The 23,409-nt window shown below is 43.5% G+C and carries 22 protein-coding genes; 6 read left to right on the top strand and 16 right to left on the bottom strand.

The genetic code is table 11. The features are described from left to right. Positions 1–105: 105 nt before the first annotated feature. The gene (locus tag MTR82_RS00185; protein ID WP_246807323.1) at positions 106–741 is read right to left on the bottom strand and encodes an S-layer homology domain-containing protein; all 636 of its coding nucleotides are present in this window, start codon (positions 739–741) and stop codon (positions 106–108) included. A 359-nt stretch (positions 742–1,100) separates the two neighbouring features. Between MTR82_RS00185 and MTR82_RS00180 the strand changes: the two genes are divergently transcribed. Together MTR82_RS00180 and brnQ are read left to right on the top strand one after the other, a co-directional pair. Continuing rightward, complete coding sequence (locus MTR82_RS00180; protein ID WP_246807322.1) at positions 1,101–1,388, top strand: hypothetical protein; 288 nt, start codon at positions 1,101–1,103, stop codon at positions 1,386–1,388. Positions 1,389–1,558: 170 nt separating this feature from the next. Continuing rightward, the gene (gene brnQ, locus MTR82_RS00175; protein WP_246807321.1) at positions 1,559–2,890 is read left to right on the top strand and encodes a branched-chain amino acid transport system II carrier protein; all 1,332 of its coding nucleotides are present in this window, start codon (positions 1,559–1,561) and stop codon (positions 2,888–2,890) included. 21 nt (positions 2,891–2,911) lie between these two features. On the opposite strand, the gene MTR82_RS00170 is transcribed toward brnQ, so the two are convergent. Both MTR82_RS00170 and MTR82_RS00165 read right to left on the bottom strand, forming a co-directional pair. Continuing rightward, a complete protein-coding gene (locus MTR82_RS00170; protein ID WP_246807320.1) occupies positions 2,912–3,715 on the bottom strand; it encodes a YflT domain-containing protein in 804 nt (267 codons plus the stop codon). An 84-nt stretch (positions 3,716–3,799) separates the two neighbouring features. Continuing rightward, a complete protein-coding gene (locus tag MTR82_RS00165; RefSeq protein ID WP_246807319.1) occupies positions 3,800–4,402 on the bottom strand; it encodes a YflT domain-containing protein in 603 nt (200 codons plus the stop codon). Positions 4,403–4,883: 481 nt separating this feature from the next. Between MTR82_RS00165 and MTR82_RS00160 the strand changes: the two genes are divergently transcribed. Further along, the gene (locus MTR82_RS00160) at positions 4,884–6,173 is read left to right on the top strand and encodes a helix-turn-helix domain-containing protein (protein WP_052650918.1); all 1,290 of its coding nucleotides are present in this window, start codon (positions 4,884–4,886) and stop codon (positions 6,171–6,173) included. An 11-nt stretch (positions 6,174–6,184) separates the two neighbouring features. Continuing rightward, on the top strand, positions 6,185–6,478 hold the full coding sequence (locus MTR82_RS00155) for a hypothetical protein (RefSeq protein ID WP_246807318.1): 294 nt from the start codon (positions 6,185–6,187) through the stop codon (positions 6,476–6,478). A 61-nt stretch (positions 6,479–6,539) separates the two neighbouring features. On the opposite strand, the gene MTR82_RS00150 is transcribed toward MTR82_RS00155, so the two are convergent. From MTR82_RS00150 to MTR82_RS00105, 10 genes are all read right to left on the bottom strand, one after another. Further along, on the bottom strand, positions 6,540–7,838 hold the full coding sequence (locus MTR82_RS00150; protein ID WP_246808534.1) for a glucose-6-phosphate isomerase: 1,299 nt from the start codon (positions 7,836–7,838) through the stop codon (positions 6,540–6,542). 84 nt (positions 7,839–7,922) lie between these two features. Then, positions 7,923–8,978 carry a calcium/proton exchanger gene (gene cax, locus MTR82_RS00145; protein WP_052650916.1) on the bottom strand — a complete coding sequence of 352 codons (1,056 nt, stop codon included), beginning with the start codon at positions 8,976–8,978 and terminating at the stop codon, positions 7,923–7,925. 137 nt (positions 8,979–9,115) lie between these two features. Then, the gene (locus MTR82_RS00140) at positions 9,116–9,853 is read right to left on the bottom strand and encodes a gamma-glutamyl-gamma-aminobutyrate hydrolase family protein (RefSeq protein ID WP_246807317.1); all 738 of its coding nucleotides are present in this window, start codon (positions 9,851–9,853) and stop codon (positions 9,116–9,118) included. A gap of 100 nt (positions 9,854–9,953) precedes the next feature. After that, positions 9,954–10,265, bottom strand: coding sequence for an MGMT family protein (locus tag MTR82_RS00135; RefSeq protein ID WP_246808533.1), 312 nt, complete (start codon positions 10,263–10,265; stop codon positions 9,954–9,956). Between the two features lie 25 nt (positions 10,266–10,290). Then, on the bottom strand, positions 10,291–10,770 hold the full coding sequence (locus tag MTR82_RS00130; RefSeq protein WP_246807316.1) for a hypothetical protein: 480 nt from the start codon (positions 10,768–10,770) through the stop codon (positions 10,291–10,293). A 53-nt stretch (positions 10,771–10,823) separates the two neighbouring features. Next, positions 10,824–11,822, bottom strand: coding sequence for a GNAT family N-acetyltransferase (locus MTR82_RS00125; protein WP_246807315.1), 999 nt, complete (start codon positions 11,820–11,822; stop codon positions 10,824–10,826). 532 nt (positions 11,823–12,354) lie between these two features. After that, positions 12,355–12,651, bottom strand: a complete 297-nt coding sequence (locus MTR82_RS00120) for a replication/maintenance protein RepL (protein WP_052650912.1) — start codon at positions 12,649–12,651, stop codon at positions 12,355–12,357. Between the two features lie 149 nt (positions 12,652–12,800). After that, positions 12,801–14,117 carry a M20 family metallo-hydrolase gene (locus MTR82_RS00115; RefSeq protein ID WP_246807314.1) on the bottom strand — a complete coding sequence of 439 codons (1,317 nt, stop codon included), beginning with the start codon at positions 14,115–14,117 and terminating at the stop codon, positions 12,801–12,803. A 21-nt stretch (positions 14,118–14,138) separates the two neighbouring features. Next, positions 14,139–15,314, bottom strand: coding sequence for an amidohydrolase (locus MTR82_RS00110; RefSeq protein WP_052650910.1), 1,176 nt, complete (start codon positions 15,312–15,314; stop codon positions 14,139–14,141). 51 nt (positions 15,315–15,365) lie between these two features. Next, the gene (locus tag MTR82_RS00105) at positions 15,366–16,565 is read right to left on the bottom strand and encodes a hypothetical protein (RefSeq protein WP_246807313.1); all 1,200 of its coding nucleotides are present in this window, start codon (positions 16,563–16,565) and stop codon (positions 15,366–15,368) included. Between the two features lie 382 nt (positions 16,566–16,947). Between MTR82_RS00105 and MTR82_RS00100 the strand changes: the two genes are divergently transcribed. Beyond that, complete coding sequence (locus MTR82_RS00100; protein WP_052650908.1) at positions 16,948–18,372, top strand: NAD-dependent succinate-semialdehyde dehydrogenase; 1,425 nt, start codon at positions 16,948–16,950, stop codon at positions 18,370–18,372. A 42-nt stretch (positions 18,373–18,414) separates the two neighbouring features. Here the strand turns inward: MTR82_RS00100 and thrB are convergent, their stop codons facing one another. From thrB to MTR82_RS00085, 3 genes are read right to left on the bottom strand one after another with little or no spacing between them, the layout of a single operon-like run. Continuing rightward, positions 18,415–19,320, bottom strand: coding sequence for a homoserine kinase (thrB, locus tag MTR82_RS00095; protein ID WP_246807312.1), 906 nt, complete (start codon positions 19,318–19,320; stop codon positions 18,415–18,417). After that, positions 19,317–20,378 (bottom strand): threonine synthase, encoded by a 1,062-nt coding sequence (gene thrC / locus MTR82_RS00090; RefSeq protein ID WP_052650906.1) that lies wholly within the window; start codon positions 20,376–20,378, stop codon positions 19,317–19,319. The genes thrB and thrC overlap by 4 nt, the downstream gene beginning before the upstream one ends. Then, positions 20,375–21,667, bottom strand: coding sequence for a homoserine dehydrogenase (locus tag MTR82_RS00085; protein ID WP_052650905.1), 1,293 nt, complete (start codon positions 21,665–21,667; stop codon positions 20,375–20,377). Before MTR82_RS00085 ends, thrC begins: the two co-directional genes overlap by 4 nt. A 124-nt stretch (positions 21,668–21,791) precedes the next feature. On the opposite strand from MTR82_RS00085, the gene MTR82_RS00080 reads away from it, so the two are divergent. Beyond that, positions 21,792–23,156, top strand: a complete 1,365-nt coding sequence (locus MTR82_RS00080; RefSeq protein ID WP_246807311.1) for an aspartate kinase — start codon at positions 21,792–21,794, stop codon at positions 23,154–23,156. The last annotated feature ends 253 nt before the right edge of the window (positions 23,157–23,409 follow it).

Raw genomic sequence — 23,409 nt, 5'->3', positions numbered from 1 at the left:
ACCAAGCCATTGCACTTTTATAGTAAAAACAGGTTAATTACAATTTCTATTTTACCATACCTATCCTTAATCACAACCATTAAAAGTGCAAATTTCAGAAAAATATCAATCCACTGATATTACTTCCGGCGGGGTCATATCTTTCGAAAGATTGTCTCCCTTGAAGATGAAGATGGCGAATTCTCCACGTGTTATATTATCGTTTGTTCCAAACTTTGTCGGGCCTTTTCCGTTCGTTATTTTCGCTTCCACAAGAGCCGCAACCGCACTTATATAACGCGGATTGACATCAGTGAAGGGAATCGAATCCGAGCTGGCAGATAATTGATAAGCGGAAGACAAGACAATTGCCATTTCCCCGCGCGTCATATTTTGGTAGCTGCCAAACGAAGTTGCAGTTTTTCCATTGATGACGCCTGCTTGATATAACGCGTTGACGGCCCAAGCCCGGTTATCTGGCACATCGGTAAAGCCGGTAGACGGAACAGCTGAAGATTCTTTAAACCCGAGAACTTTTGCAATCATAACGGCTGCGTCCAAACGAGTGATTTGGTTGTCCGTGCCGTATTGAGTCGCACTAATTCCTTTCGTATAGCCTTGATCCACCATATGGCCAACCGCTTCTTTATAGCGATCGTTTACATCCGTAAAGCTTCCAGCTGCTTTTGTGTTAAAAATCGGTAAAGAAATAACCAATGCCAAACCAACCACTAGAGACAAAATAAAAGATAATTTTTTCAAAGAAACATTCCTTTCAATTTCCTGACCCCAATATACTATATGTAAATATTTGTTACAAGGTTCTTTTGATGTATTCTTCTTAGAATATTCCCTATTAAATACAGTTATGTAAAATGTGAAAAATCGTTTTAAATGTGCGTATGGATAAAGTAATTCAAAATAACCTGTTTTAAAGGGTTTTATAAAAAGTGAAAAGGAGAAAATAAATAGTTCCATAAGAAATATGGCACCCCTTATTTAATAAGTATTAATAGTTAATATAGCCCTCTGCCTCATTAAATCTCTTTCATTTTAAATAATATATGATATAATATTCTTATAAATCAAAAATAATTCACTATAGGAGTGAAGCCTAAACAATGGATAGCAATATCGATTTTTATGCAAGCTTACGTGACTGGTCGCCTTGGGATGAAGCAGATGTTCTAAAAATGGAATATGAAAATCGTGCCCAACTAGCCAAATCGATTTCTTGTGTAGGATTGCTTGTTGACTTATCCCTCGATCAACATGCTGAAGTGCGAAAAGCGGTTGCAGAAAACCCGGTCACTCCACTCTCCACATTAAAGCGCTTGGCAGAACAAGATTTGTGCATCAGTGTTCAGCAAACCGCCAAAAATACCTTACATGCTTTATCAAAAACATAAGAACGCAAAGCCATTTCAATGTAATTTGAAATGGCTTTTATTTTGCCCCACTCGAAGTTCCTCCAAGCAATTGTTTTTATCTATCTATTTAATCTAGATTAAGTTTTCAAAACTTATTGAATTCAGCTATAATAGATTTCTATGCAAACAGATAACTTAAGGAGTTTATTATGCAAAAGAAAACGCTTACGTTGAAAGAGTCCATCACAGTCGGCCTTATGCTCTTCGCACTTTTTTTAGGAGCCGGCAATATTATTTTTCCGCCTTATCTAGGACAGTTAGCAGGAGAAAATATCGGCATTGCGATTTTCGGCTTCCTGCTAACCGGAGTCGGGCTGCCTCTACTGGGTATATTAGCAATTGCGAAGGCCGGCGGTGACTTGCAAACGATTGCTGGCCGAGTGCATCCATATTTCGGTTTGATCTTCACCTTTATCGTTTACCTGGCCATCGGGCCTTTCTTCGGAATTCCCCGGACGGCTACCGTCTCTTTTGAGATCGGGGTATTCCCCTTTCTGCCAGAAAGTATGGAGAAATCCTTTTGGCCCTTATTAATATTCAGTGTTGTCTTTTTTACCATCACTGTGCTATTCGCCTTAAATCCAACGAAGCTCGTCGACCGGATTGGCAAGATATTGACGCCCATTTTAATCCTGATCATCGGATCACTTGCTGTGAAAAGCCTCATCACTCCTCTTGGACAAATTGGTGAAGCGGTGGGCAGCTATCAGACGGAAGCATTTTTTGAAAGCTTCCTCCAAGGATATTTAACCATGGATGCGATTGCTGCTCTCGTTTTTGGCATCGTCATAATCCAGTCCGTTCAGGCAAAAGGCGTAACAGATAAGAAAAGCATTTTAAAAACTACAGTATTTGCCGGGATTATTGCCGCTTCGGGGCTGGCGGCAGTCTACCTTTCTTTAAGCTATATCGGGGTGACCAGTGTAGAAGCCGTTGGATTCCACGATAACGGCGGCACCATCATCGCTTTGGCTTCCAGAGTCCTCTACGGAGAATTTGGCGGGATGATTGTGGCGGCAGCTATTTTCTTTGCCTGCTTGACTACTTCCATCGGTTTAGTCTCAGCTACGGCCCAATTTTTAAATAAAATCTTCCCGAAATTTTCGTACGTCACTTATGTATTCCTATTCGCAGGGTTCAGCACAATTATTGCTAATATCGGCTTAACCCAGTTGATTTCTGTGTCATTGCCAGTCCTCTTGATGATTTACCCGGTCGCTATTGTATTGGTACTGCTATCGTTCATTGACCGCAGTTTTGGCCAGCAGCCGTTTGTCTACGCAATGGCGCTCAGCGTGACCGGAATCATTAGTATTTTGGATGGTTTAAAAGCGGCGGGCATTCGCTTTGCCTTCATCGACGAAAAATTAGGCTTTCTTCCATTCTACGAACAAGGCATCGGATGGGCATCCCCTGCTGCGATTGCGGCAATTCTCGGAATTCTAATTTATCAGTTCAAATCAAAAAAGCAGCCTCATTGATTTAAATGAGGCTGCTTTCTTTTAAAATAGTCTGGGTGTTGGAGGAGTTCCCGTCTTTTTCTCCACGTCTTCATGGAGCTTACGGCCATCTCTTGGATTCTGTTCATGTTCGTAGTCGTCGCGTCGAGGCGTATCATTTAAAAGATGCTCTTCCTCCGAATCCCGGCCAAATGGTGCCGGCCCTAAATTTGGATCAACTCCAGGAGACTGCTCGTCTTCTCTGCGATTCACGCCGTCCTTCTGATCCAAAAGGCCGCTTCCTTCGCCTGAAGCAATTCCAGGTTCGTGTTCCATCAATTTCTCTTTCGGTTTGCTTTCATCAGCTGTTTCAGATCCGGTCGTAGGATGGATGTTTTCGCCTTTGACACGCGAATCTTTCGCTTCATCCTGATATCCCGGAACACCGTATTGTTCTTCACGCGAAACTTCAGAAGTGTAGATTTCGTCTTTTCCATGATTTTCTTTTTCATTAAAAGCCATTGTATTTCGATCTCCCTTCGCTAGCGATTTATCCATGTATAGCAAAATCGCTCCGTTTTCCAAATCTTCTGCATAGCGGTCAACTTGCCGCTCTTCCAGCTCCATTTTTTTCAGCTGTTCTCTGACTGCATCTTTTCCAGTAAACATCGTTTTAAATGTATTCCCCAATGTACCTGTTTCATGTACATCAATACGGCTGGTGTCTTCTGCATTTAAAACTGCTCCATCATCAACCAGCACGTGAAAATCTTCCTCACGATAGCCTTGGGATTTCAGTTCCTCTATTTTGCTGCGCATTTCTTCCTGGCTGTAAAGCACAATAAATTCGCGATTTGTAGGTTCCATTTATTTCAGCCTCCTGTTTATCGTCTTACTGTTTTGTGTACCCGGTAAAAAGGCTTGCTGAAACATTCAGGAACTCCAGGAATCTTATTTGTATTTTTTGTCACTGGATGAATGTTTTTCAGCAGTCGACATAGATCCGCGCTCTTTTTCAATTTCCGGCTTTTGTTGGGTACTGAAAGACACATGGTGCGGATCTTTCATTAGCGTCGGATCTTGCTGGAATGTTTCTCCCCGTGCAAACCGGTCTTCTTGCTCATCGAAATTATTATCCACCGAATTCACAAATTCATTTTGTGAAGGTTCCACAGGATTTCCCTCCCGGTCTTTAAAAGCGCTTTCGCCTACAACATCTTCAATGCCTTTTCGTTCATCTGCATAGATTAAAATTCCGCCTTTCGCGAGATCCTCTGTATAGCGTTCGGTTTCCTCCTTAGAAAGGTCTAAAGATTTAATCGTACCAAGCACGCTGCCTTCACCTGTTATGAAACCTTTGAATTTATCTTTAAAAGAACCCGCTTTTTGTACATCCAGATCGGTTCCGCCTTCAAGGCCGTCCAGGCGATCTGAATCCTTTGCAAGAATGTGGAGATCCTTTTCTTCATATCCATCTTTCTTGAGTTCTTCAAGTTTGTGGAGCAAATCATTTTCAGAATAAACAACCGCTAATACTCTTTTATCTGTAGCCATCCTCAAAACCTCCATCCATGTATTTGTTATTGCTTTCCCCTTCCCATCCACACCTTAAACAAGACGGTATATTTTACGGGTATTTCTTCTCTATAAACGATGAGAAAATTTTTTATTTTAATTTATGTAATGCGAAATTAATCATTTTAATATTTATTTAATATGTTATTATAAAAGCCGAGAAAAAGATTTTTGATATATTAACCATTTCATCCAATTACTAATTTTCTACCTAGGTCATTCTTCCTTTATATTTAATTTACAAAAAATAGGTATTAAAAAGGCAGTATATTTTGAAAATTGATGATATCATGGATTTAGGATATTGCATTTTCGTATAATATAAGTTGTGGAGGCGGAAACTATAGTACTTAACAATCTTTCTATGCACTACTTCCCGGAACCGACGTCAAAGCTGGAAAGAAACTCTCCTACATGGATGCTTGAAGTTCTGCCCATTCAAACGGAAAGGAGAGAATCAATGGACACTGGACTGCGCCTGAAATATCATCGATTAAAGAAGAAAATCAGCTTAGAGGAAGTTGCTTCCGGTATCCTCTCTCCCAGGGAATTGAAAAAGATCGAATCCGGTTTAAAAGAACCTTCTTTGGCTGACTTAGAAGCATTATGCAAAAAACTCGAAATTCCACTGGCTCCTAAAGACAATCCAGTCGGAAAAGTTTTGGTTAAAAATTTTAAATCTTCATTAGTCCACCCTCAGAATAAAGGGAAGATCATGGAGCAATACTCCGACATTAAAGATCACCCACTGCTGCATGTGAATGAAGATATTGAATTAGAATATAGCATCCAACAAATTCGGTATTTTATCGTTATAGGGGATTTAGATACCGCAGAATTGAAGTTAAAAGAGATGGAACGTTTCAAAGAATTCATGAATCAAGAGCAATTTTATCTTTTCCATAAATATAACGGAAACTACCATTATATTTTAAACGACCATGAAACAGCTTTGAAAACTTACCTGATGGCTGAAAAAATTGCACCTTCTACTACTTCTCCTTCTGAGCTAGGAGATCTATACTATTCTATTGGGATTTCTTCTTCTCAATGTTGGGAAACTGAATTAGCTTTTAAATACACAGATTTAGCTTTAAAAATATATCAGCAAGAATTTGTTCCAAAGCGTATTGTAGAGTGCCATTTAAATATAGCGATGACCCAACAGCGCATAGGTAATTTCAAGATAGCTACTGAACATTTTAAAAACGCATTAACAATTGGTAGAAAGCTTGAAATTGATATTTTGAGATTCACTACAGAATTTAATGTAGGCTATTCGAACTTTCTATTTCAAAATTTCGAAGCTAGTATTCATCATGTAACTGCTGCATTGGAATTTGTTCCCGCCGAATATACTGCAGATATATTATTGAGTTATTGTTTAATAATAAAGTGTAATATAGAGTTAGAAAATATTGAAGAAGCTCTTAAATGGCAAATGAAGGGCGAGGAAATAGTAGTTGAAAAGCACCTTAATTTAAATTTGCCGACTAATCATGCTTTTAAAGAGGCTATAATGGAATTCTTCTGTTTGTCCCATTATTTAAATGGCGAATATGATCAATTCGAATCCTTAGTTGTAAATACTTTTTTGCCAAGTTTAAGTGTAAATGATAATTTTTATGAAATTGGTTATTATTATGGATTATTGGGTAATCTATACTATAATCAAGAAAGGTACAAAGACTCGTCTTTTGCCTTTAATAATTCACGTTTGGCTTATAAGAATCTTATTACCATTAAATAGGAGTGAATTCAATGAGGAAATTGTCTAAACTAGTCTTGGCTTCAACACTAATTCTCACAAGTCTTTCTGCTACTGCCTTCGTCAATCCAAGCGAAAATAACGTCACTATGCAACACCGTGTTCCGGAGCCTTGGTCTATTCGCAAAGATGTAGCTATGCAACACCGTGTTCCTGAACCTTGGTCTATTCGTAAAGATGTAGCTATGCAGCATCGTGTCCCTGAACCCTGGTCTATTCGTAAAGATGTAGCTATGCAGCATCGCGTTCCTGAACCTTGGTCTGTAAAAGATAAATTCCAAGCATAATCTCTCATAAATCATAAAAAGCAGCTGCCTTCAAAATGAGGCAGCTGCTTTTTGCTTGTTTTTATTTTTCGTATCCGGGCTTGCCAAGAAGCTGGAACATGTTTTGTTTGTACTGCTCTACTCCCGGCTGATCGAATGGATTCACGCCCGAAAGGTAAGCGCTCATGGCGCAAGCTTTCATGAAAAAGTACAGCAAGTATCCTGTATGATAGGCATCCAGTTTCGGAATCTCCAATTGCAGAATCGGCACTCCTCCGTCATGATGGGCCATTGCGGTAGCATTCAGGGCTTGCTGATTCACTTCATGCAAGGTCTTATCCACCAGATAGTTCAAGCCATCCCCATCCTCTTCATCAAAAGGAATTTGGCTTTGCTGCTGGTCTTCCGTAAAGCTGACCATCGTTTCAAATAACATGCGCCGGCCGTTTTGCAAGTATTGGCCAAGCGAATGCAGATCGGTCGAATAAATGACGGATGCCGGGAAAATCCCTTTTCCTTGCTTGCCTTCACTTTCGCCAAACAATTGCTTCCACCATTCGTTCATGCCAGCCATCGCCGGTTCAAAACTTGCCATGACTTCCGTCGAATAGCCGCGCGCATTTAACACTTGGCGGTAAGCTGCATAAGCGTAAGCTGCATTCTCCTCTAAATTTGTAGAAATCAAGTCCGCCTCTGCTTGTTTTGCTCCGCTTAGCAACTGGCGGATATCAACGCCTGCCGCCGCCAAAGGCAGCAATCCTACCGGAGTCAATACCGAATAGCGTCCGCCAATGTCACCTGGAATGACAAAAGAAACATATCCTGCTTCATCCGCCGTTTTCCGGAGCGCTCCAGCTGATTCATCCGTTGTTACGATAATTCGGCTAGCAGCTTCCTGTTCACCGTATGCTTCGTACATCCATGCTTTCAGTTTCCGGAAAGCGATGGCTGGTTCTGTTGTTGTACCTGACTTCGAAATTACGTTAACCGCCACTTTTTTGCCTTCAATATAAGCAAGCAATTCTTCCAAGTATCTGCCGCTTATGTGCTGGCCTGCATACACCACTTCAAGTCCTGTGCGGCCGAAAGCCGGACTCAACAAGTCCTGCACTGCTTTGGCCCCCAAATACGAGCCGCCAATTCCGATGACAATCAGGACATCGACATCCTTGCTCAATTTTAAAGCCGTTTCTTCAATGCGGGAAACTTCTGCATCATCCATCGTAGAGGGCCAGTTCAGCCATCCAAGGTAATCAGCACCTGCTCCCGTTCCTTCATGGATTTTTTTGTGGGCGCTTTCAACGAAATCTTGTAAAGCCGTCAGTTCATCTTTTTCTACAAACGATTGAATGTATTTGTCATTTAAAGATATAGTTCCTATGGAAACCACCGCCTTTTTTTAATGTATTTATTTTACCATGATTCCTTAAAGATCAGGGAGAATATGTCGAAAGTCGCATATTATTTACAGCAAATAAAAACCGATGCCCATAATTAAATAAGCAGCCAGCAAGGTCAAGCCTTCGAACCAATTGGATTCTCCATCATTCGTTGCGTTAATCGTAAGAAATACCGCTGTGATCATTGCGACGAGTTCAGGAATCGTGAATACCAGCGGCATCTGGACAGGCATGAACAAAGAAAGCAACACGAGCACCGGCGCTACGAACATGGCTACCTGCAAAGTCGAGCCGATGGCAATTTCAACTGCCACATCCATTTTATTTTTCATTGCCATCATAAGTGCTGAGGCATGTTCTGCTGCATTGCCGACAATGGCAACCACAATTACACCGATAAATAGTTCAGACCATCCGAATTGTTCGCCGACTTCTTCAAACGTATGGACGAGGTTTTCTGAAATAAAAGCGACCACTAACGTGGCAGCAAATAAAATAATAATAGCTTTTGGTTTCGTCCATTCGGGTTCTTCACGCACTTCTTCCACATCGGCGTCCGAATGTGTATATACGCCTCTATGGGTAACCAATTTGAAAATTAATCCTGCTAAATACAATAGAATCATAATAATCGAAATGCCGGCGCTTAATTGAATGGTTTCACGATCTGTCATGGTCATCGAAAAAATTTCAGGTATGACAAACGCGACGACAACCGCAAATATCAACAATCCCGAATTATGCGAAGCGTCATGGACGCTGAATTTCTGTCTCTTGAATTTAATGCCTCCCAAGAAGAAAGACAGCCCTCCCACAAGTAGAAGGTTCCCAAGAACAGATCCCGTCAAAGAGGCTAGAACGACGCCAACCAATCCCGCCTGCAGCGCAAAAACGGAAATGATCAGTTCTACCGCATTGCCGAATGTAGCATTTAACAAACCGCCGATACGCGGCCCGCTGACGATCGCTAAACTTTCAGTCGCACGCCCCATAAAGCTGGATAAAGCAATAATGCTGAGGGAACAGAGGACAAACATCACGATACTCGGCCATTCCAGAAACGAACCAATGATGGCTAAAGGCACGGTGATGATTACCAATATGCTAAAAATCCGATTCATTCTTCTCACCTCCTATATTCGTTTTTCCATACCCGATGCCCGTACGTTCGACACTTATTAAGACCAAAAGAAACTAAGAAAAGGCATGCGCCCCGGTATCGACTGGACGCATGCCTTTTCACTTTAACTGTTCGATTCTATTTCTGGTTTTGCATTTTATCTTTTCTGCATTCTTTTACGAAACGTTCAAAGATTTTTTTAGAAGCTTCATCGCCCTGCAGCGCAAATTCTTCGGGATGCCACTGGATGCCCATCACAAACTGGTGATTTTCGCTTTCCAGCGCTTCCACTAATCCATCGGCTGCGCGCCCTGCAACTTTCAGCTTGTCCGAAACATCTTTGATCCCTTGGTGATGGAACGAGTTCACGTTAAACGTTTTTTCTTCCATGATTTTAATCAATCGGCTATCGTCCTCAAGCGTCACGGAGTGGGTACGGTGTGTCCGCATAGCCATTTGCTTGTGCTGGTACAAGGTTCCTTCATATTGTGCTTCCAGATCCTGATAGATGGTTCCGCCTAGTGAAACATTCAGCATTTGCATGCCTCGGCACATACCAATAAAAGGTTTATCCAATTCAAGGAAATTCAAGATCAACTCTTTTTCGTATTGGTCGCTTCCTGGATAAACGGCTCCTAAGCGAATATGCGGTTCTTCTCCATAAAGCGTCGGATTAATATCCCCGCCCCCCGTCACAATCAATCCATCCAATCGTTCACAAAGCAACGGAATATCTTCTTCGTCCACAATCGGAACGATTAAAGGCAAGCCGCCTGCTTGCAGGATTGCCTGTCCGTAAACCGGATCCAATGTATACATTTGGTCTTTTTCTACACGTGCTGTAATCCCAATAACTGGTTTATGCTCATTTTTCATTCGTAAAATCCTTTCTTGTAAAAAGCCACTGTACTATTTGTACCCCTTCTCAAAAAAAATAAAACTCACATATGCCATTGGCTTAGAGAGAAGTTCAAAATCATTTCAACGGATCGTAGCGATATCTCTTCAAATCAACAATCCCATTCTGCGCCACTTCGACGCCTTCTTCTTGAAGGAGCTGAAGCTGGGCAAAACGGGATTCTTCGTCCTGTAGCACTATTTTGCCTTGGGCATTGATGACCCGGTGCCAAGGCAATCCGTGTTTCCTGCTCATGCTGTGGAGGAGCCGCGCAACTTGCCGTGCGCCTCTCGGGCTTCCGGCACAGGCTGCGATTTGTCCATAGGTCATCACTTTCCCTTTTGGAATCTGAGCAATCAATTCGATGACTTTTACTGTAAACGCCTGCATCTGGTTCAATCCTGTCTCGTTAGTTTTACTTTTCGGCAACTGCCTTTTCCTTTACTTCCCTGAGCAGCTCTCCGCTGCGATAACGTTCAACGACGCCATAGCTGAATTCATACAAAGGCAAATTGGCTGTCTCTGCTGCCAATCCTTCCGTTTTGTAATGGAGGAACTTATAATAGCCGATCATTCTTTCGATCAGTTCTTCCAGCCCTTTGATGGATTCTTCTTTTTCGTATTGAAGCGGCTTTGAAAAATCCACAGCCTCTGCATCAACTGCATATAGCTCTTGCAGCCCTTCCAGACTATCAATCGTTTGATCAAAAAGCACCTGTCTCGGCTCCATCCGATAGTAGCGCTGCCAATAGGAAAAAACTTCCTTGGCAATCCCGAGTTTTTTAGCGCCTTCGGATGCAGTGAGCCCTTCTTCTACACATAATTCATGCATCACTTTTCTCAAAGACTTTTTATATTCCCGTTCAACTAATCCTTTATATTGCAAGTATCTCATAAATAGCCCTCCCCCGTAATAGATAGACGTTCGAATATCCGGCATTCTTTTTCTTATAAATTGCGATAGCGTTTTATCACATCGGATTCTTCTTCAGAGATCAATTGTGTATAAACCGAACGATTGTGCACTTTCTTGCAAATATAAAACATGGAAGCTGGCATATTGCTTATTTCTTCTTTTATGCTGGCCCTTTCTTCTTGGTCTTCGGAATAATCACCGCCAAGATGAAAGAATTGATAATAATTGTCCCTTCCCCATTCCGCTATTTTCATTAGAAGCATTTTCGTCGCATCCAAGGATTCAGGCTCCTTCAGTTTCCCTTCAAGATGATGATAAATGGTGTCGCCCAAAGTCATCACATAGGAAGCAGAAATCAATTTATTCTCGTGATAAGCACCAAACAAATGCAGGTTCGGACCTAAGGAACTAATGAGTGCTTCAAAATAATCATTGGTAAAAAAATAATAGCTGTCCGCATCTTCTTTTCTCCTGACACCTGAATAATAGAGCACCAGAAACTCAAACATATGCCGGACTGTTCCCAACTTTTTTATGACAAAGCCGTTCTCCCATTGCTCGGTTGACTGAACGGAGGAAGTTTTTGAACCGGGATCGATCTGAAGAGTAAAGGTCTCATAAATAGGCAGCAAGTTTAAATGTTCCTTAAACAGTTCGGCATTCCCTTTTAGCGGATGGAAACGGATATATTCGGCAATGATATTTTCTTGCCGGCAATATTCTGAGAAGACAGCAAGAAAGTTTTGGATCAATAACGGGATATTCTTGACCGCTCTAACTAAAGGACCGCCATAGCCAAAAGGCGTAGTAATGTCAAAATAAGCTGAAGATTGTCCTTCAATCGCCCTCTTGATGAAAGGATAGGCGATTTCCCCTTCTTCATCGATATAGTAAAACATCAGCGCTTCTCCCGGATCCAGTTTCATGGCGCTTAAAAAATATTGGCTTGTGTAATAGATATCGGATGCCTGAAAAAGATGCAGTATCTTTTCCCAGCGCATATGGTCATGTATGGATACAACCTCAAACATTCTCCTCACCCCTGTTTTCAACTAAAAAATTCGTCTTTTTCTTCCGTTCACGTTTATCTCTATGCGGAGCGCTTCTCTTCAGCCTTCTATCCAATCAATCCAACCTAAGTTCCACCAGAAAAATGATAAAAGAGAGGTGAGGGCAGAATCCAATCTTTCCTTGAACTTTTGATACAATAGCTTAACTTGTACCGCTAAAGTTTGGAAATTCGCTCAGTCGGCTGCTCTTTTGGAGCAGAGGATTGGAACAGGGGAGTAGTCTCGAATCACTAATAATTGTTTATTTCTAAAAATTCAGATAATTATAGTTCATTTATATCATAAAATATTAGTTCTATCCACACTTTTTCAAAAAAAAATGAAATTTTCTTTCTATCCCTTGAGCATTTAGACTTTGAAAACAACTTAATAAACAGTTAAAGGGCTTTAAATAGTCTCAATGAACTATTCATCATATATTTTCAGGCTGGAGGCATTCAAAGCATTTTTAACAAAATAAACTCCCTCTTCTTTTTCGAAGAGGGAGTTTATTTTAATCTTTCCATAGCCCGATGATGCCATTCCGGCGATAAATGATTTGTTTGTTTTCCAAAGTTTTTAAAACTCGGGTTAATGTTTGGTGCGGTGTATTCATCTCAGTCGTGATCTCTTTGATGGTCTTAAATAATACTCCTTCATTTGTAGCGTTTTTGATAAAATACTTCATAAACTTTTCGCCTGTATCAGCTATCCGTTCAGACTCGTTTGTGAAACAATCTCTCGATCTCTTTAAGATCTTATGCTCCGTAAAAGCACGAGAATCAGACACTTGGTTAAATGCAGATACCATCTTATCGCCTCCCAGAAGTTTACTATTATTATTGTTCTTTTACATATATACCCTGTTTCCCATCAAATAGACATCAAAGTTTAAATTTTTGTATTATTTAAAATAAAAATCCCGCTTTTCATTGAAAGCGGGATTTGAACAAGTTAATTTCAATTAGAATTTGTAATGGTTTCACCCATCTTTTTTTCAATAAAGTTTTTTAACACATGAATCCCGTAAATACAGTCATTCAAGGATGACCATTCTTTCGGATTGTGGCTGATCCCGTCTTTGCTTCTGACAAATAGCATGGCGACCGGAATGTGGCGGCCTAATATCATGGTATCATGTCCCGCCCCACTTGGGATATAGGCGGGTTCAATGCTGAACTCCTTCAGAGAATCTGCGAGTTGCGCTTGCAATTCTTGTTCAATCGGCACCGGTTTTATCTTCGTGTTCTGTTTAATCGCGAGCTGGATATCCCGATTCTTCGCAATGTCCTCTGCTTCCTCGATAATGCGGTTAAGCAGAGCATCCCGTGTTTCTTCATAAATGTCCCGGATATCCACATGCAGCACCACTTTTTCTGGAATCACATTGATGCCGTTTGGAAGAACTTCCATTTTGCCGACTGTTGCCACAGCGGTTTCACTGATTTTTCCCGGAAATTCAGGAATCCGTTGAATAAAGTCAGCAGCCGCAACCAGCGGATCTCTTCGCCCGATCATCGGGGTATTGCCGGCATGGCCTGCTTCGCCTATAAACTCGACTTCCAGCCAAGCTGGCCCTGCAATTCCGCTTACGATGCCTACTGGCTGATCCGCTTTTTCCAATTTCTTGCCTTGCTCAATATGCACTTCTACAAACAATTCCAATTCCTCAATATCTCGTTTCGCTTCTTTGAATTGTTGGAGGCTGCTGCCATAATGCGTCAATACTTGTTCCAGGCTCTCTCCATTATAATCACGCAGCCCTTCTATTTCTTTATCGTCGATCGCACCGATCATCGCTCGGCTTCCACTCAAGCCGCTGTTGAAGCGGGAACCTTCTTCATCTGAAAAAACGATGACTTCGTAAGGCTTTTCTGGAACGTAATTTGTTGCTTTCCATGCTTCAGCTATTTCCAAAGCGGATAAAACGCCAAGAGGTCCATCGAAGTTCCCTCCATTCGGCACACTGTCTACATGAGAACCGGAGGCAATCGCTTTCGCTTCTAAGTTTTTCCCAGCAAGACGGCCTCTAATGTTGCCCGCTCCGTCTTCTGTGACATCCAGACCCGCTTCAACCATCCATTTTTTCACCAACGACTTAGCCTTTTTCTCTTCGTCTGAAAATCCCGGCCGCTTTACGCCGCCAATTTGGGTATAGCCGATATGCGACAGCTCGTATAATCTGCTTGCCACTCTTTCTCCGTCTATCCCTGAATGCGTCAACCGGCTATCAAAGTCTTTCATTAATTCTTCGAATAGCGGATTTTCCAAAGCCATAAATTTGTGCCTCCTATTCTACTATTTAGTCAAGTATGCCCACGCATATTGGGCATATAATTCAGCTCCAGTCGCCATAGCCTCTTCGTCGATATTGAACTTGCCGTGGTGATGTGCCCACTCTGTATCTTTTTCTGCATTTCCGCTTCCCACTAAAGCAAAGCTCCCTGGCACTTCGTCGAGATAAAAAGAAAAATCTTCCCCGCCCATCGTTGGCTTTTCCTTATATAGAGAAGCTTCACCAAAGGCTTCAGAGGCTACTTGCTGAACAAATAGGGCACTTTCTTCTCCATTAATGACCGCTTGAGTTCCTCGAATATATTCAACGGTTGCAGTTCCGCCGTAGATCGCCGCTGTATTGGCTGCATATACTTCCAGCTGTTTTTCGATGTGGTCCCGAGTTGCAGCATCAAAGCAGCGGACTGTTCCTTCAATCTCAGCGTTTTCCGCAATGATATTGAAGCGGGTGCCCACAATCATTTTCCCGATCGTTACAACTGCCGGCTGCTGCGGATCAATGGTGCGTGACACAACGGACTGGACGTTCATCACAAATGATGAAGCAATGACTGCTGCATCGATGCAATCTTCTGGAATTGCCCCGTGTCCGCCTTGCCCTTTAAAGTGGACTTTGAAGATATCCGCAGAAGCAAAAGACGGTCCCGGGTTGCAGGCAACTGCCCCGGTTGGAATCTGTGACCAAATATGAATGCCAAAAACCTCATCTACCGCTTCCACCGCGCCTTGTTCAACCATTGCTTTAGCGCCGGTCGCTACTTCTTCTGCAGGCTGAAAAATAAAGCGGACAGTTCCTGGGATTTCGTCTTTAACCGCCGCTAAAGCTTTGGCAGCTGCCAATAGCATTGCCGTATGGGAATCGTGGCCGCAAGCATGCATTTTTCCAGGCTCTTTTGATTTATATGGAAGATCGGTATTCAACTCTTCTACGGATAAAGCGTCCATATCAGCTCGAAGCGCTACGGTCTTTCCGTCTTTTCCGCCTTTTAAGTTCCCGATCACGCCTGTCGGTTCCGTTTTTCTGCATTCGATGCCGAGCGCAGTCAAATAATCGTAGACGAATTGAGACGTCTTTACTTCTTCCCACGAAAGTTCCGGTTCGCTATGCAGTTTTCTTCTAATCTCGATCATTTCTTCATTGTTTTCTTGGATGGCGTTCTTGATGATTTCATTTAGCATAAAAACTCTCCTCCACTGATTGATAAAGTTTTTCTTCTATTTAAATACAGGTTATAGGAAACCGACAAATATTCCCGCTAATATGACGGATACGATGGTTACGGTGATAAATCCAGCGACAAGCATTGGCGGCAGCATATGGCTAGTCAATACTTCGCGCTCTTTCTCATCCTTCGTTAAAGAATTGATGACTTCGTTAGTAATAATGTAGTCAGCCGGGAAACCGTAAAGGGCGGTCAATGAAACAGCAAATGCCATTTCTTTGCTCACTTTCAGCACTTTTCCCATAAAGAATGAGAAGACATACATGCCGGCCACGCCGATGACAATACAGCTGACCAACGGATACAAAATTTCAAGCATCATGCTTGGCGTCGCTGTTTTCAATCCATCAAAGATGTATAGCAATAGGGCCATGATAGCAAAACCAAAGCCGTTTGCTTTCATCAATGGATGTTTTTCCAAGAATCCGGCCGAACGGGCTATGACCCCGAAAAGAAGGCAAAGGACGAATGGGCTGATTTCCACTACGGGTGCAGCTACAGTAGACACCAAATACGCCAAGTACGCTACAAGCGATAATCTAAAGAATTTGAAGAAATCGGTATTGTATTTTTCAGGCATTCTTGCGAACATTCTCGGTTCTTTAACAGGCTTTACAGGTTCAGTCGTTTTCTTAGATGCCACTAAATTCTGCTCAGGCAATTCATTATTGCGGTATTTCTTTAACAGCATTTTCCCTTCACGCTTCAGCATGATGGATGTTAAAGGATATCCAGCGAAACCTTGGACAACATAGATGACGATTGCGAAAACAGCCAATGTCGGCAAACCTGCAGCTGTTGCCCCTTCAGACATGATCAATGCAGATACCAATCCGCCCACCAATGGCGGAATCGCTACAACGACCGTTTGAAAATCGAAAAGGAACGTGCCAATCGCAAATAAGAACGCTACAATTCCAAGTATTCCAGAAAGTGCAATTAAAATGGTGCGCCATTGATTTTTCAATTCTTCAAGAGACAGTAGCGTCCCCATATTCGTAATCAGCAAGTAGATAAGCATGGTCGCCACAACCGGCGGCACGCCCGCTAACGAAACAATGTCTTCCGGAAAGAATGTCCAGTAGCCAATGAGGAAAAGCACACCGCTGACAAAGATAGACGGAATCCATGCTTTTGTCCGTATTGAAATCATTTCACCGATAAAAAGTATAAAAATCATTATTGCCAAAGCCATCATTTGCGCCATTGTGCTTCCTCCTCTTTCTCATAACCAAATAATTTTCTCTCGCTTTATCAGGGAAGTACGCGCTGGCCAGTACGACGTCCTTTACCCCGTTAAAGTAATGTTGCAATATTAGCATAGTTTTTAAATTAGATAAATAGAATAAAATGACTATTATGAAATTACGCACAAATCGAGAGGCTTCTTTGGATAAATGAAACCGATTCCAACAGCTATATATTGCATATTGTAGACACCTACAAAAAATTAAAAAAATTTTTTTAACTTTTTTCTTTTTTTCAGCATTTTTCGTTTTTATTCCAAGAAAACGATTTTGTTTAAAGCAATCCCGTAAGAGGTAAAAGATATAATTAGAGTTCATAAGAATAAGAGGAGGAATGGAACGATGGAAGGCAAACATTATATCAACGGCGAATGGACTATATACGGCGATGAAGTCATCCAGGTCATGAATCCAGCTACCGGCGAACAAGTGGGCACGGTGCCAAATGGCGGAGAAGCGGAAGCCACTGCGGCTATTGAAGCTGCAGCTGCTGCATTTCCCAGCTGGTCGAAGACAACCGTTTATGAACGCGCAGACCTTTTAATGAAATGGCATGACCTGCTCCTTGAACATAAAGAAGAAGTCGGAGAAATCTTGACGAAGGAAATGGGAAAACCGTTGGCTGAAGCAATCGGTGAAATCGAGTATTCCGCTTCTTTCATTTCCTGGTTTGCAGAGGAAGGCAAACGTTTATATGGCCGGACGATTCCAGCCAGCAAAGAAGGAAAGCGAATTCAAATCAATAAACAGCCGGTCGGCGTTGTGGTTTCCATCACGCCGTGGAACTTCCCGGCTGCCATGATGGCCCGCAAAATGGCCCCGGCTCTCGCAGCCGGCTGCACCTTTGTTGCAAAACCGGCTAAACTTACGCCGCTTACTGCTGTCCGGATCTATGAACTGGCGGAAGAAGCAGGATTTCCAAAAGGCGTCATCAATTTGGTCACAGGAAGTGCGAGCAAAATCGGCAAAGTCTTCACGAGCCATCCCGATGTCCGGAAGCTGACTTTTACCGGATCCACTGAAATCGGCAAAGAACTGATGAAGCAAAGTTCAGAAACAATGATCAATTTGTCTCTGGAACTTGGAGGGCATGCGCCGATCATCGTGCTGGATGATGCCGACCTGGAACTTGCTGTCGAAGGCGTGATGGCTTCGAAATTCCGCAATGCCGGGCAAACTTGTGTATGCGGGAACCGGATTTATGTGCAATCAAACATTGTCGACAAGTTTTCAAAAATGCTTCAAGAAGCGACTGCTAAACTAAAAGTCGGCAATGGACTGGAAGAAGGCGTAACAATTGGTCCGCTCGTTGATAAAGACGGCTATGAAAAAGTGGAAAAACATGTACAAGATGCCGTTTCGAAAGGTGCCAAAGTGTTGATTGGCGGCGATGGCAAAACGGAAAATGAAGCCTACTTCTACAATCCGACCGTTTTGGTGAATGCCAATTCCGATATGCTCGTGATGAACGAGGAAACATTCGGGCCAGTGGCTCCCATCATGTCATTCGAGAAAGATGAAGAAGCGGTCAAACTGGCGAATGACACGCGTTTTGGCTTAGCTGCCTATTTCTTCACCGACAGCATGTCGCGCGGAACTTACCTTGCTGAAAACCTGGATTATGGAATTGTCGGCTGGAACGATGGCTCTCCTTCAACGGCTCAAGCGCCATTTGGCGGCATGAAAGAAAGCGGAATCGGCCGCGAAGGCGGCCAAGAAGGACTCGAAGCCTTCGTGGAAACCAAATACATTTCCATCAAATTATAAAAAAAGAAGGTCCAGGGAAAATTCCCCTGGACCTTCTTTTTGTTATAGGACGGTCTGAACGGACTTGATCCCCGATTCAGAAGGTTTAGTTAAGAGGCATTCATAATGCGTGAATTGCTTATTTAAAATCTGGCTCAACCTGTGCTCTTTTCCCTTTTCCGTCACGACGAAAAGAGACGGGCCGGCCCCACTGATCGCCACGCCATAAGCACCGGCTTTTCTGCATACGGACCGAATTTCATCGAATCCAGGAAATTTTGCTTTTCGATATGGTTCGTGGAATTCGTCTTTCTCCATCATGCGCCCTGCTGTCTGCCAATCTCCCCCCGCAATCGCGGCAGAAACGACATTGGCAGCCGCACTGCTGCTGACCGCTTCCTTATAGTCCAATTTTTCCGGAAGCAAGCCCCTGGACTCACTTGTCAAAAAAACTTCCTGCGGCACTAAAATGATGATTCCAATATCCACTTTGGGTACGTGTACGACAGCGAGTTCTTCCCCATTTGCGTACGATATCGTTGCGCCGCCCAGCAAAGAGGCAGAAATATTATCGGGGTGCCCCTCCATTTCGGTGCCGATCCTCACTTTTTCCTGCATCGGAATCTTTAGTCCGAGCAGGCAATCGGCCAGCTCGATTCCACCCGCAATTGCTGATGCGCTGCTGCCAAGCCCCCGGCCTAACGGAATATCAGTCTCAATCAGCAATTTTGCTGAAGGCAATTGCTCCCCATATTTTTGCGCCACTTTTTTAGCTGTCTGCACAATCAGGTTGTCTGACGAGCTTGGAAGATGGCGATATTCTTCATCCGCATATTCGACTATCCAAACCGGATTTTCTGAAACGTGAATGGTCATATGAAGGTCAAGAGCCAGGCCAATCGAATCAAAGCCCGGACCAAGATTTGCGGTTGAAGCTGGAACGGTTACAGTGAAATCATTCCATTTCATAATTTCACTCCTTTTTTCAAATCCTCCCAAAAACGTTCCATATCTTCAGGGACCAGCTGCGCTTTATGTTCGTTTACGGAAATAGCCGTTTCCGGATCTTTCAATCCATTTCCAGTCAGTACAGCTGCAACCGTCGATCCTTTTTCAATCATGCCGCTTTCGACTTGTTTCTTTATGCCGGCAATCGATGCACAAGAAGCAGGTTCTGCAAAAACGCCTTCTGTAGAGGCAAGGAGTTGATAGGCCTCTAGGATTTCTTCGTCTGTGGCAGCGAGTATCGTCCCATTCGATTCATCCAGTGCATTTAAAGCGAGTTGCCAGCTGGCCGGATTGCCGATGCGGATAGCAGTTGCTACTGTTTCCGGGTTTTCCACGACGTGATTATTGACGATCGGCGCGGCGCCTGCTGCTTGAACACCTAGTAATACCGGGCGTTTTGCTCCTTTTTTCTCGGAGTATTCACTAAAGCCTTTCCAGGCGGCAGAGATATTCCCTGCATTTCCAACCGGAAGTGCGAAAATATCCGGCACTTGCCCTAATTGATCGATGACTTCAAAAGCGATCGTCTTTTGCCCTTCCAAGCGATACGGATTGACTGAATTGACAAGTGCAATCCCTGCTTCCTGTCCGACTTCACGAACCATTTTCAGCGCTTCATCAAAATTGCCTTTGATTTCAAGAATTTCCGCTCCGTACATTTTGGCTTGAGCCAGTTTGCCGAGTGCAATGCGCCCTTCCGGAATAACGACGATGGTGCGCATGCCGGCTCTTGCACCGTATGCCGCTGCAGAAGCGGAAGTGTTGCCGGTAGAAGCACAGACAAGAACTGTTTTTCCTTCTTCTTTTGCTTTTGCCACAGCCATCACCATGCCGCGGTCTTTAAACGAGCCCGTCGGATTGGCTCCTTCCAATTTCACGTATAAGTTGATGCCCCATTCTTCGGATAATTTCTCCAAATGCACCAAAGGTGTATTTCCTTCTTGCAATGTCAGTGCCGGCGTCGCTTCGCTTACCGGCAGCCACTCTTTGTATTGTTCAATCAATCCTGGCCATCTCATGCTGTTTCCTCCCCTTCAATGCGGTAATGGCTGATGACGCTTGCCGTTCCTTCTAAATCTTTGAGTACATCCAAATGCTGCTGCCGTGAAATCTGATGCGTCAATAAAATCAGTTCCGCCTGGCCTTCCTGCCCTGCCGGATTTTGGATCACGGATTGCAGGCTTGCACTGTTTTTGCTGTAAATCGAAGTTAGCTTTGAAAGAACTCCTACTTCGTCATTTACAAGCAGCCGGTGGAAGTATTTTGAGTACCGGCTGTTTTCCGGTTTAATGACTCGTTCATGCTGTGCGGAATGCATGCGTTTGCCGTTGACTTCCATTAGAAGATTGCGGCAAGCAGCAATAATATCCGAAACAACCGAAGTCGCAGTCGGCAGCGAACCTGCCCCCGGGCCATACAGCATGGTTTCACCGACTGCATCGCCATATATGTATACCGCATTGAATTCATTATTGACTGAAGCTAATGGATGTGAATTGGCAAGGAAAATCGGTTCTACAGAAACTTCGATGCCTTCTTCGTCTTTTTTCGAAGATCCGACCATTTTCATGGTGTAGCCGAATTTTTCAGCCATTTCAAGATCCCCATCCTGGATTTCCTTCATGCCTCTTACCAAAACATCGTCCAAGTGGACTTCCGTCGAATAAGCTAATGAAGAAAGAATGACCATTTTCCTTGCTGCATCCACTCCGTCTACATCAGAAGAAGGATCCGCTTCTGCATAACCGAGCTTCGTCGCTTCTGCGAGTGCATCTTCGTAGCTCATCTTCTCTTTTTTCATTTTCGTTAAGATGAAATTCGTTGTTCCGTTCACAATCCCCATTAAACTTGAAATTCGGTCAGAAGCCAATCCATCCTCAAGCGTCCGGATGATCGGAATGCCGCCTGCGACACTTGCTTCGTAAAATAAATCACATTTCTCTGCATCGGCAAGCTTTAACAGTTCATGTCCGTATTCTGCCATGACGTCTTTATTGGCTGTCACGACTTGCTTGCCTGACTTCAGCGCTTCTTCGATCGCTTTCTTTGCGCCGTCAATGCCTCCCATGACTTCGACAATGATATCAAGGGAAGAATCATTCAAGATTTCCTGAATATCGGTTGTGAACACGTTCGGATCCAAACTCGATAATCTTTCCTTATTATGGTTTCGGACCAGCACCTTTTTAATGGTGACAGGTACGCCTAGTTTATGGTGGAGATCCTGCTGATGCTGCTGCAGAATTTTAGCTACACCGGTCCCTACCGTTCCCAGTCCCAGCAAGCCGATTGAAATTTCATTTTTCATTGACGATTCCTCCCAAGGTGTGTACACTGTGAAAATACAGTTGTTTTCTACATAGAGACATTATAGTATTATATAAAATTTAACACAACCCTAAATTCACTATTAACAGATAGGACTTGATAAGATGAAGGTATGTAAATTCGGTGGAACATCCGTAGCAGACGCTCAGCAACTAAAAAAAGTGGCCTCAATCATCCGTGAAGATCCGTCCCGAAAAGTGATTGTGGTATCGGCTCCCGGGAAACGTTTCGATGGCGATACAAAAGTAACCGATCTGCTCATCGATTTAGCCGAGGCGGCATTAGCAGGACAGGATACGGCCCCTGCACTCCAAAAAGTAGTAGACCGTTATGCACAAATCGCAGCGGACTTAGGCTTGGATAGCGAAATTATGGCGATTATAGCTGCTGACCTTGCCGGCCGTTTATCATTCAGCAAAGAAAACCCTTCCTTGTTTTTTGACCAATTGAAAGCAAGCGGCGAAGACAATTCCGCAAAACTGGTCGCAGCTTATTTGACAGCTATCGGCCTGAAAGCCGAATACATCAACCCCAAAAATGCAGGGCTAGTGGTAACCGAAGCACCTGCGCGGGTTCAAGCGCTGCCAGTTTCAAATGACAATTTGTCGGCTTTGCGCTACAAAAACTCCATATCAGTCTTCCCCGGATTTTTCGGCTTCACAAAAGATGGAGAACTGCGGACATTCGACCGCGGCGGATCTGACATCACCGGCTCTATTTTATCGGCAGCCATTGGAGCGGATCTCTACGAAAACTTCACAGATGTGGATTGTGTCTTTGCAGCAAATCCGCGAATCGTTGAAAACCCTGCGGAAATTGAGCTGATGACTTACCGCGAAATGCGCGAATTGTCTTACGCAGGATTTGCTGTCCTCCATGATGAAGCATTAATGCCGGCCTTTAAAGCTTCTGTGCCCGTCTGCATCAAAAACACAAATAATCCTGGAGCCCAAGGAACGATGATTGTAGCCGAGAGGGATTATTCCAAACGCCCGGTCACTGGCATCTCAGCCGACAGCGGCTTTTCCACTTTATACGTCAGCAAATATTTGATGAACCGGGAAGTCGGCTTCGGCCGGAAGCTGCTGCAGATTCTCGAAGATGAAAACGTTTCTTATGAGCATATTCCGTCCGGTATCGACAACTTATCCGTCATCATTCGGAGCCATCAATTGACGCCCGAAAAAGAATTCCGCATTGTCAGCCGTGTGAAAACTGAATTGAATGCAGATGATGTCCACTTAAACAGCAACTTTTCGATGGTGGTTTTAGTAGGTGAAGGCATGAAGTATACAACGGGGCTCGCTGCCCGTGCAACAGAAGCCATCTCACGGACGGGCGCTAATATCGAAATGATCAACCAAGGCTCTTCCGAAGTCAGCCTGGTGTTCGGCGTCCTTCAAAAAGACGAACAGAAAATCTTGAAAGAATTATATAATGAGTTTTTTGCCCCTTCCTATGCGCTATAATACATGAAAACGCCTCTGACATTTCCTGTGTCAGAGGCGTTTTTTTCTGGTCCGGTTAGGCTAAACGGCCGTTTCCGCTTTTCTTATTGTCCAGACTCCGGCAGCTAGCCGCTCGAGGTCGCTTCAGCCTTGTCTGTAATGGCAAAGGGACGCCACTACCGCCAAGCCTTCCAGCGCTTGTCGCGGCTGGCGAGCTGCCTCCGCTTTTCTTATTGTCCAGCTGCAACGGCCAGCCTCTCGAGGTCTTAAGCCG

Origin of the sequence: Planococcus ruber, assembly GCF_022819085.1 — a bacterium.
Taxonomy (GTDB): Bacteria; Bacillota; Bacilli; order Bacillales_A; family Planococcaceae; genus Planococcus; species Planococcus ruber.
This window is presented reverse-complemented; position numbering and strand designations above follow the sequence as displayed.

Excerpts from the sequence above, each read along its gene's own strand:
- MTR82_RS00180 (WP_246807322.1), top strand. The coding sequence starts at position 1,101 with ATGGATAGCAATATCGATTTTTATGCAAGCTTACGTGACTGGTCGCCT.
- MTR82_RS00080 (WP_246807311.1), top strand. The coding sequence starts at position 21,792 with ATGAAGGTATGTAAATTCGGTGGAACATCCGTAGCAGACGCTCAGCAA.
- MTR82_RS00125 (WP_246807315.1), bottom strand. The coding sequence starts at position 11,822 with ATGTTTGAGGTTGTATCCATACATGACCATATGCGCTGGGAAAAGATA.
- MTR82_RS00105 (WP_246807313.1), bottom strand. The coding sequence starts at position 16,565 with ATGGCGCAAATGATGGCTTTGGCAATAATGATTTTTATACTTTTTATC.
- MTR82_RS00120 (WP_052650912.1), bottom strand. The coding sequence starts at position 12,651 with ATGGTATCTGCATTTAACCAAGTGTCTGATTCTCGTGCTTTTACGGAG.
- MTR82_RS00170 (WP_246807320.1), bottom strand. The coding sequence starts at position 3,715 with ATGGAACCTACAAATCGCGAATTTATTGTGCTTTACAGCCAGGAAGAA.
- MTR82_RS00100 (WP_052650908.1), top strand. The coding sequence starts at position 16,948 with ATGGAAGGCAAACATTATATCAACGGCGAATGGACTATATACGGCGAT.
- MTR82_RS00165 (WP_246807319.1), bottom strand. The coding sequence starts at position 4,402 with ATGGCTACAGATAAAAGAGTATTAGCGGTTGTTTATTCTGAAAATGAT.
- brnQ (WP_246807321.1), top strand. The coding sequence starts at position 1,559 with ATGCAAAAGAAAACGCTTACGTTGAAAGAGTCCATCACAGTCGGCCTT.
- MTR82_RS00115 (WP_246807314.1), bottom strand. The coding sequence starts at position 14,117 with ATGGCTTTGGAAAATCCGCTATTCGAAGAATTAATGAAAGACTTTGAT.
- cax (WP_052650916.1), bottom strand. The coding sequence starts at position 8,978 with ATGAATCGGATTTTTAGCATATTGGTAATCATCACCGTGCCTTTAGCC.
- MTR82_RS00130 (WP_246807316.1), bottom strand. The coding sequence starts at position 10,770 with ATGAGATACTTGCAATATAAAGGATTAGTTGAACGGGAATATAAAAAG.
- thrC (WP_052650906.1), bottom strand. The coding sequence starts at position 20,378 with ATGAGATGGCCAGGATTGATTGAACAATACAAAGAGTGGCTGCCGGTA.
- MTR82_RS00140 (WP_246807317.1), bottom strand. The coding sequence starts at position 9,853 with ATGAAAAATGAGCATAAACCAGTTATTGGGATTACAGCACGTGTAGAA.
- MTR82_RS00135 (WP_246808533.1), bottom strand. The coding sequence starts at position 10,265 with ATGCAGGCGTTTACAGTAAAAGTCATCGAATTGATTGCTCAGATTCCA.
- thrB (WP_246807312.1), bottom strand. The coding sequence starts at position 19,320 with ATGAAATGGAATGATTTCACTGTAACCGTTCCAGCTTCAACCGCAAAT.
- MTR82_RS00110 (WP_052650910.1), bottom strand. The coding sequence starts at position 15,314 with ATGCTAAATGAAATCATCAAGAACGCCATCCAAGAAAACAATGAAGAA.
- MTR82_RS00160 (WP_052650918.1), top strand. The coding sequence starts at position 4,884 with ATGGACACTGGACTGCGCCTGAAATATCATCGATTAAAGAAGAAAATC.
- MTR82_RS00155 (WP_246807318.1), top strand. The coding sequence starts at position 6,185 with ATGAGGAAATTGTCTAAACTAGTCTTGGCTTCAACACTAATTCTCACA.
- MTR82_RS00085 (WP_052650905.1), bottom strand. The coding sequence starts at position 21,667 with ATGAAAAATGAAATTTCAATCGGCTTGCTGGGACTGGGAACGGTAGGG.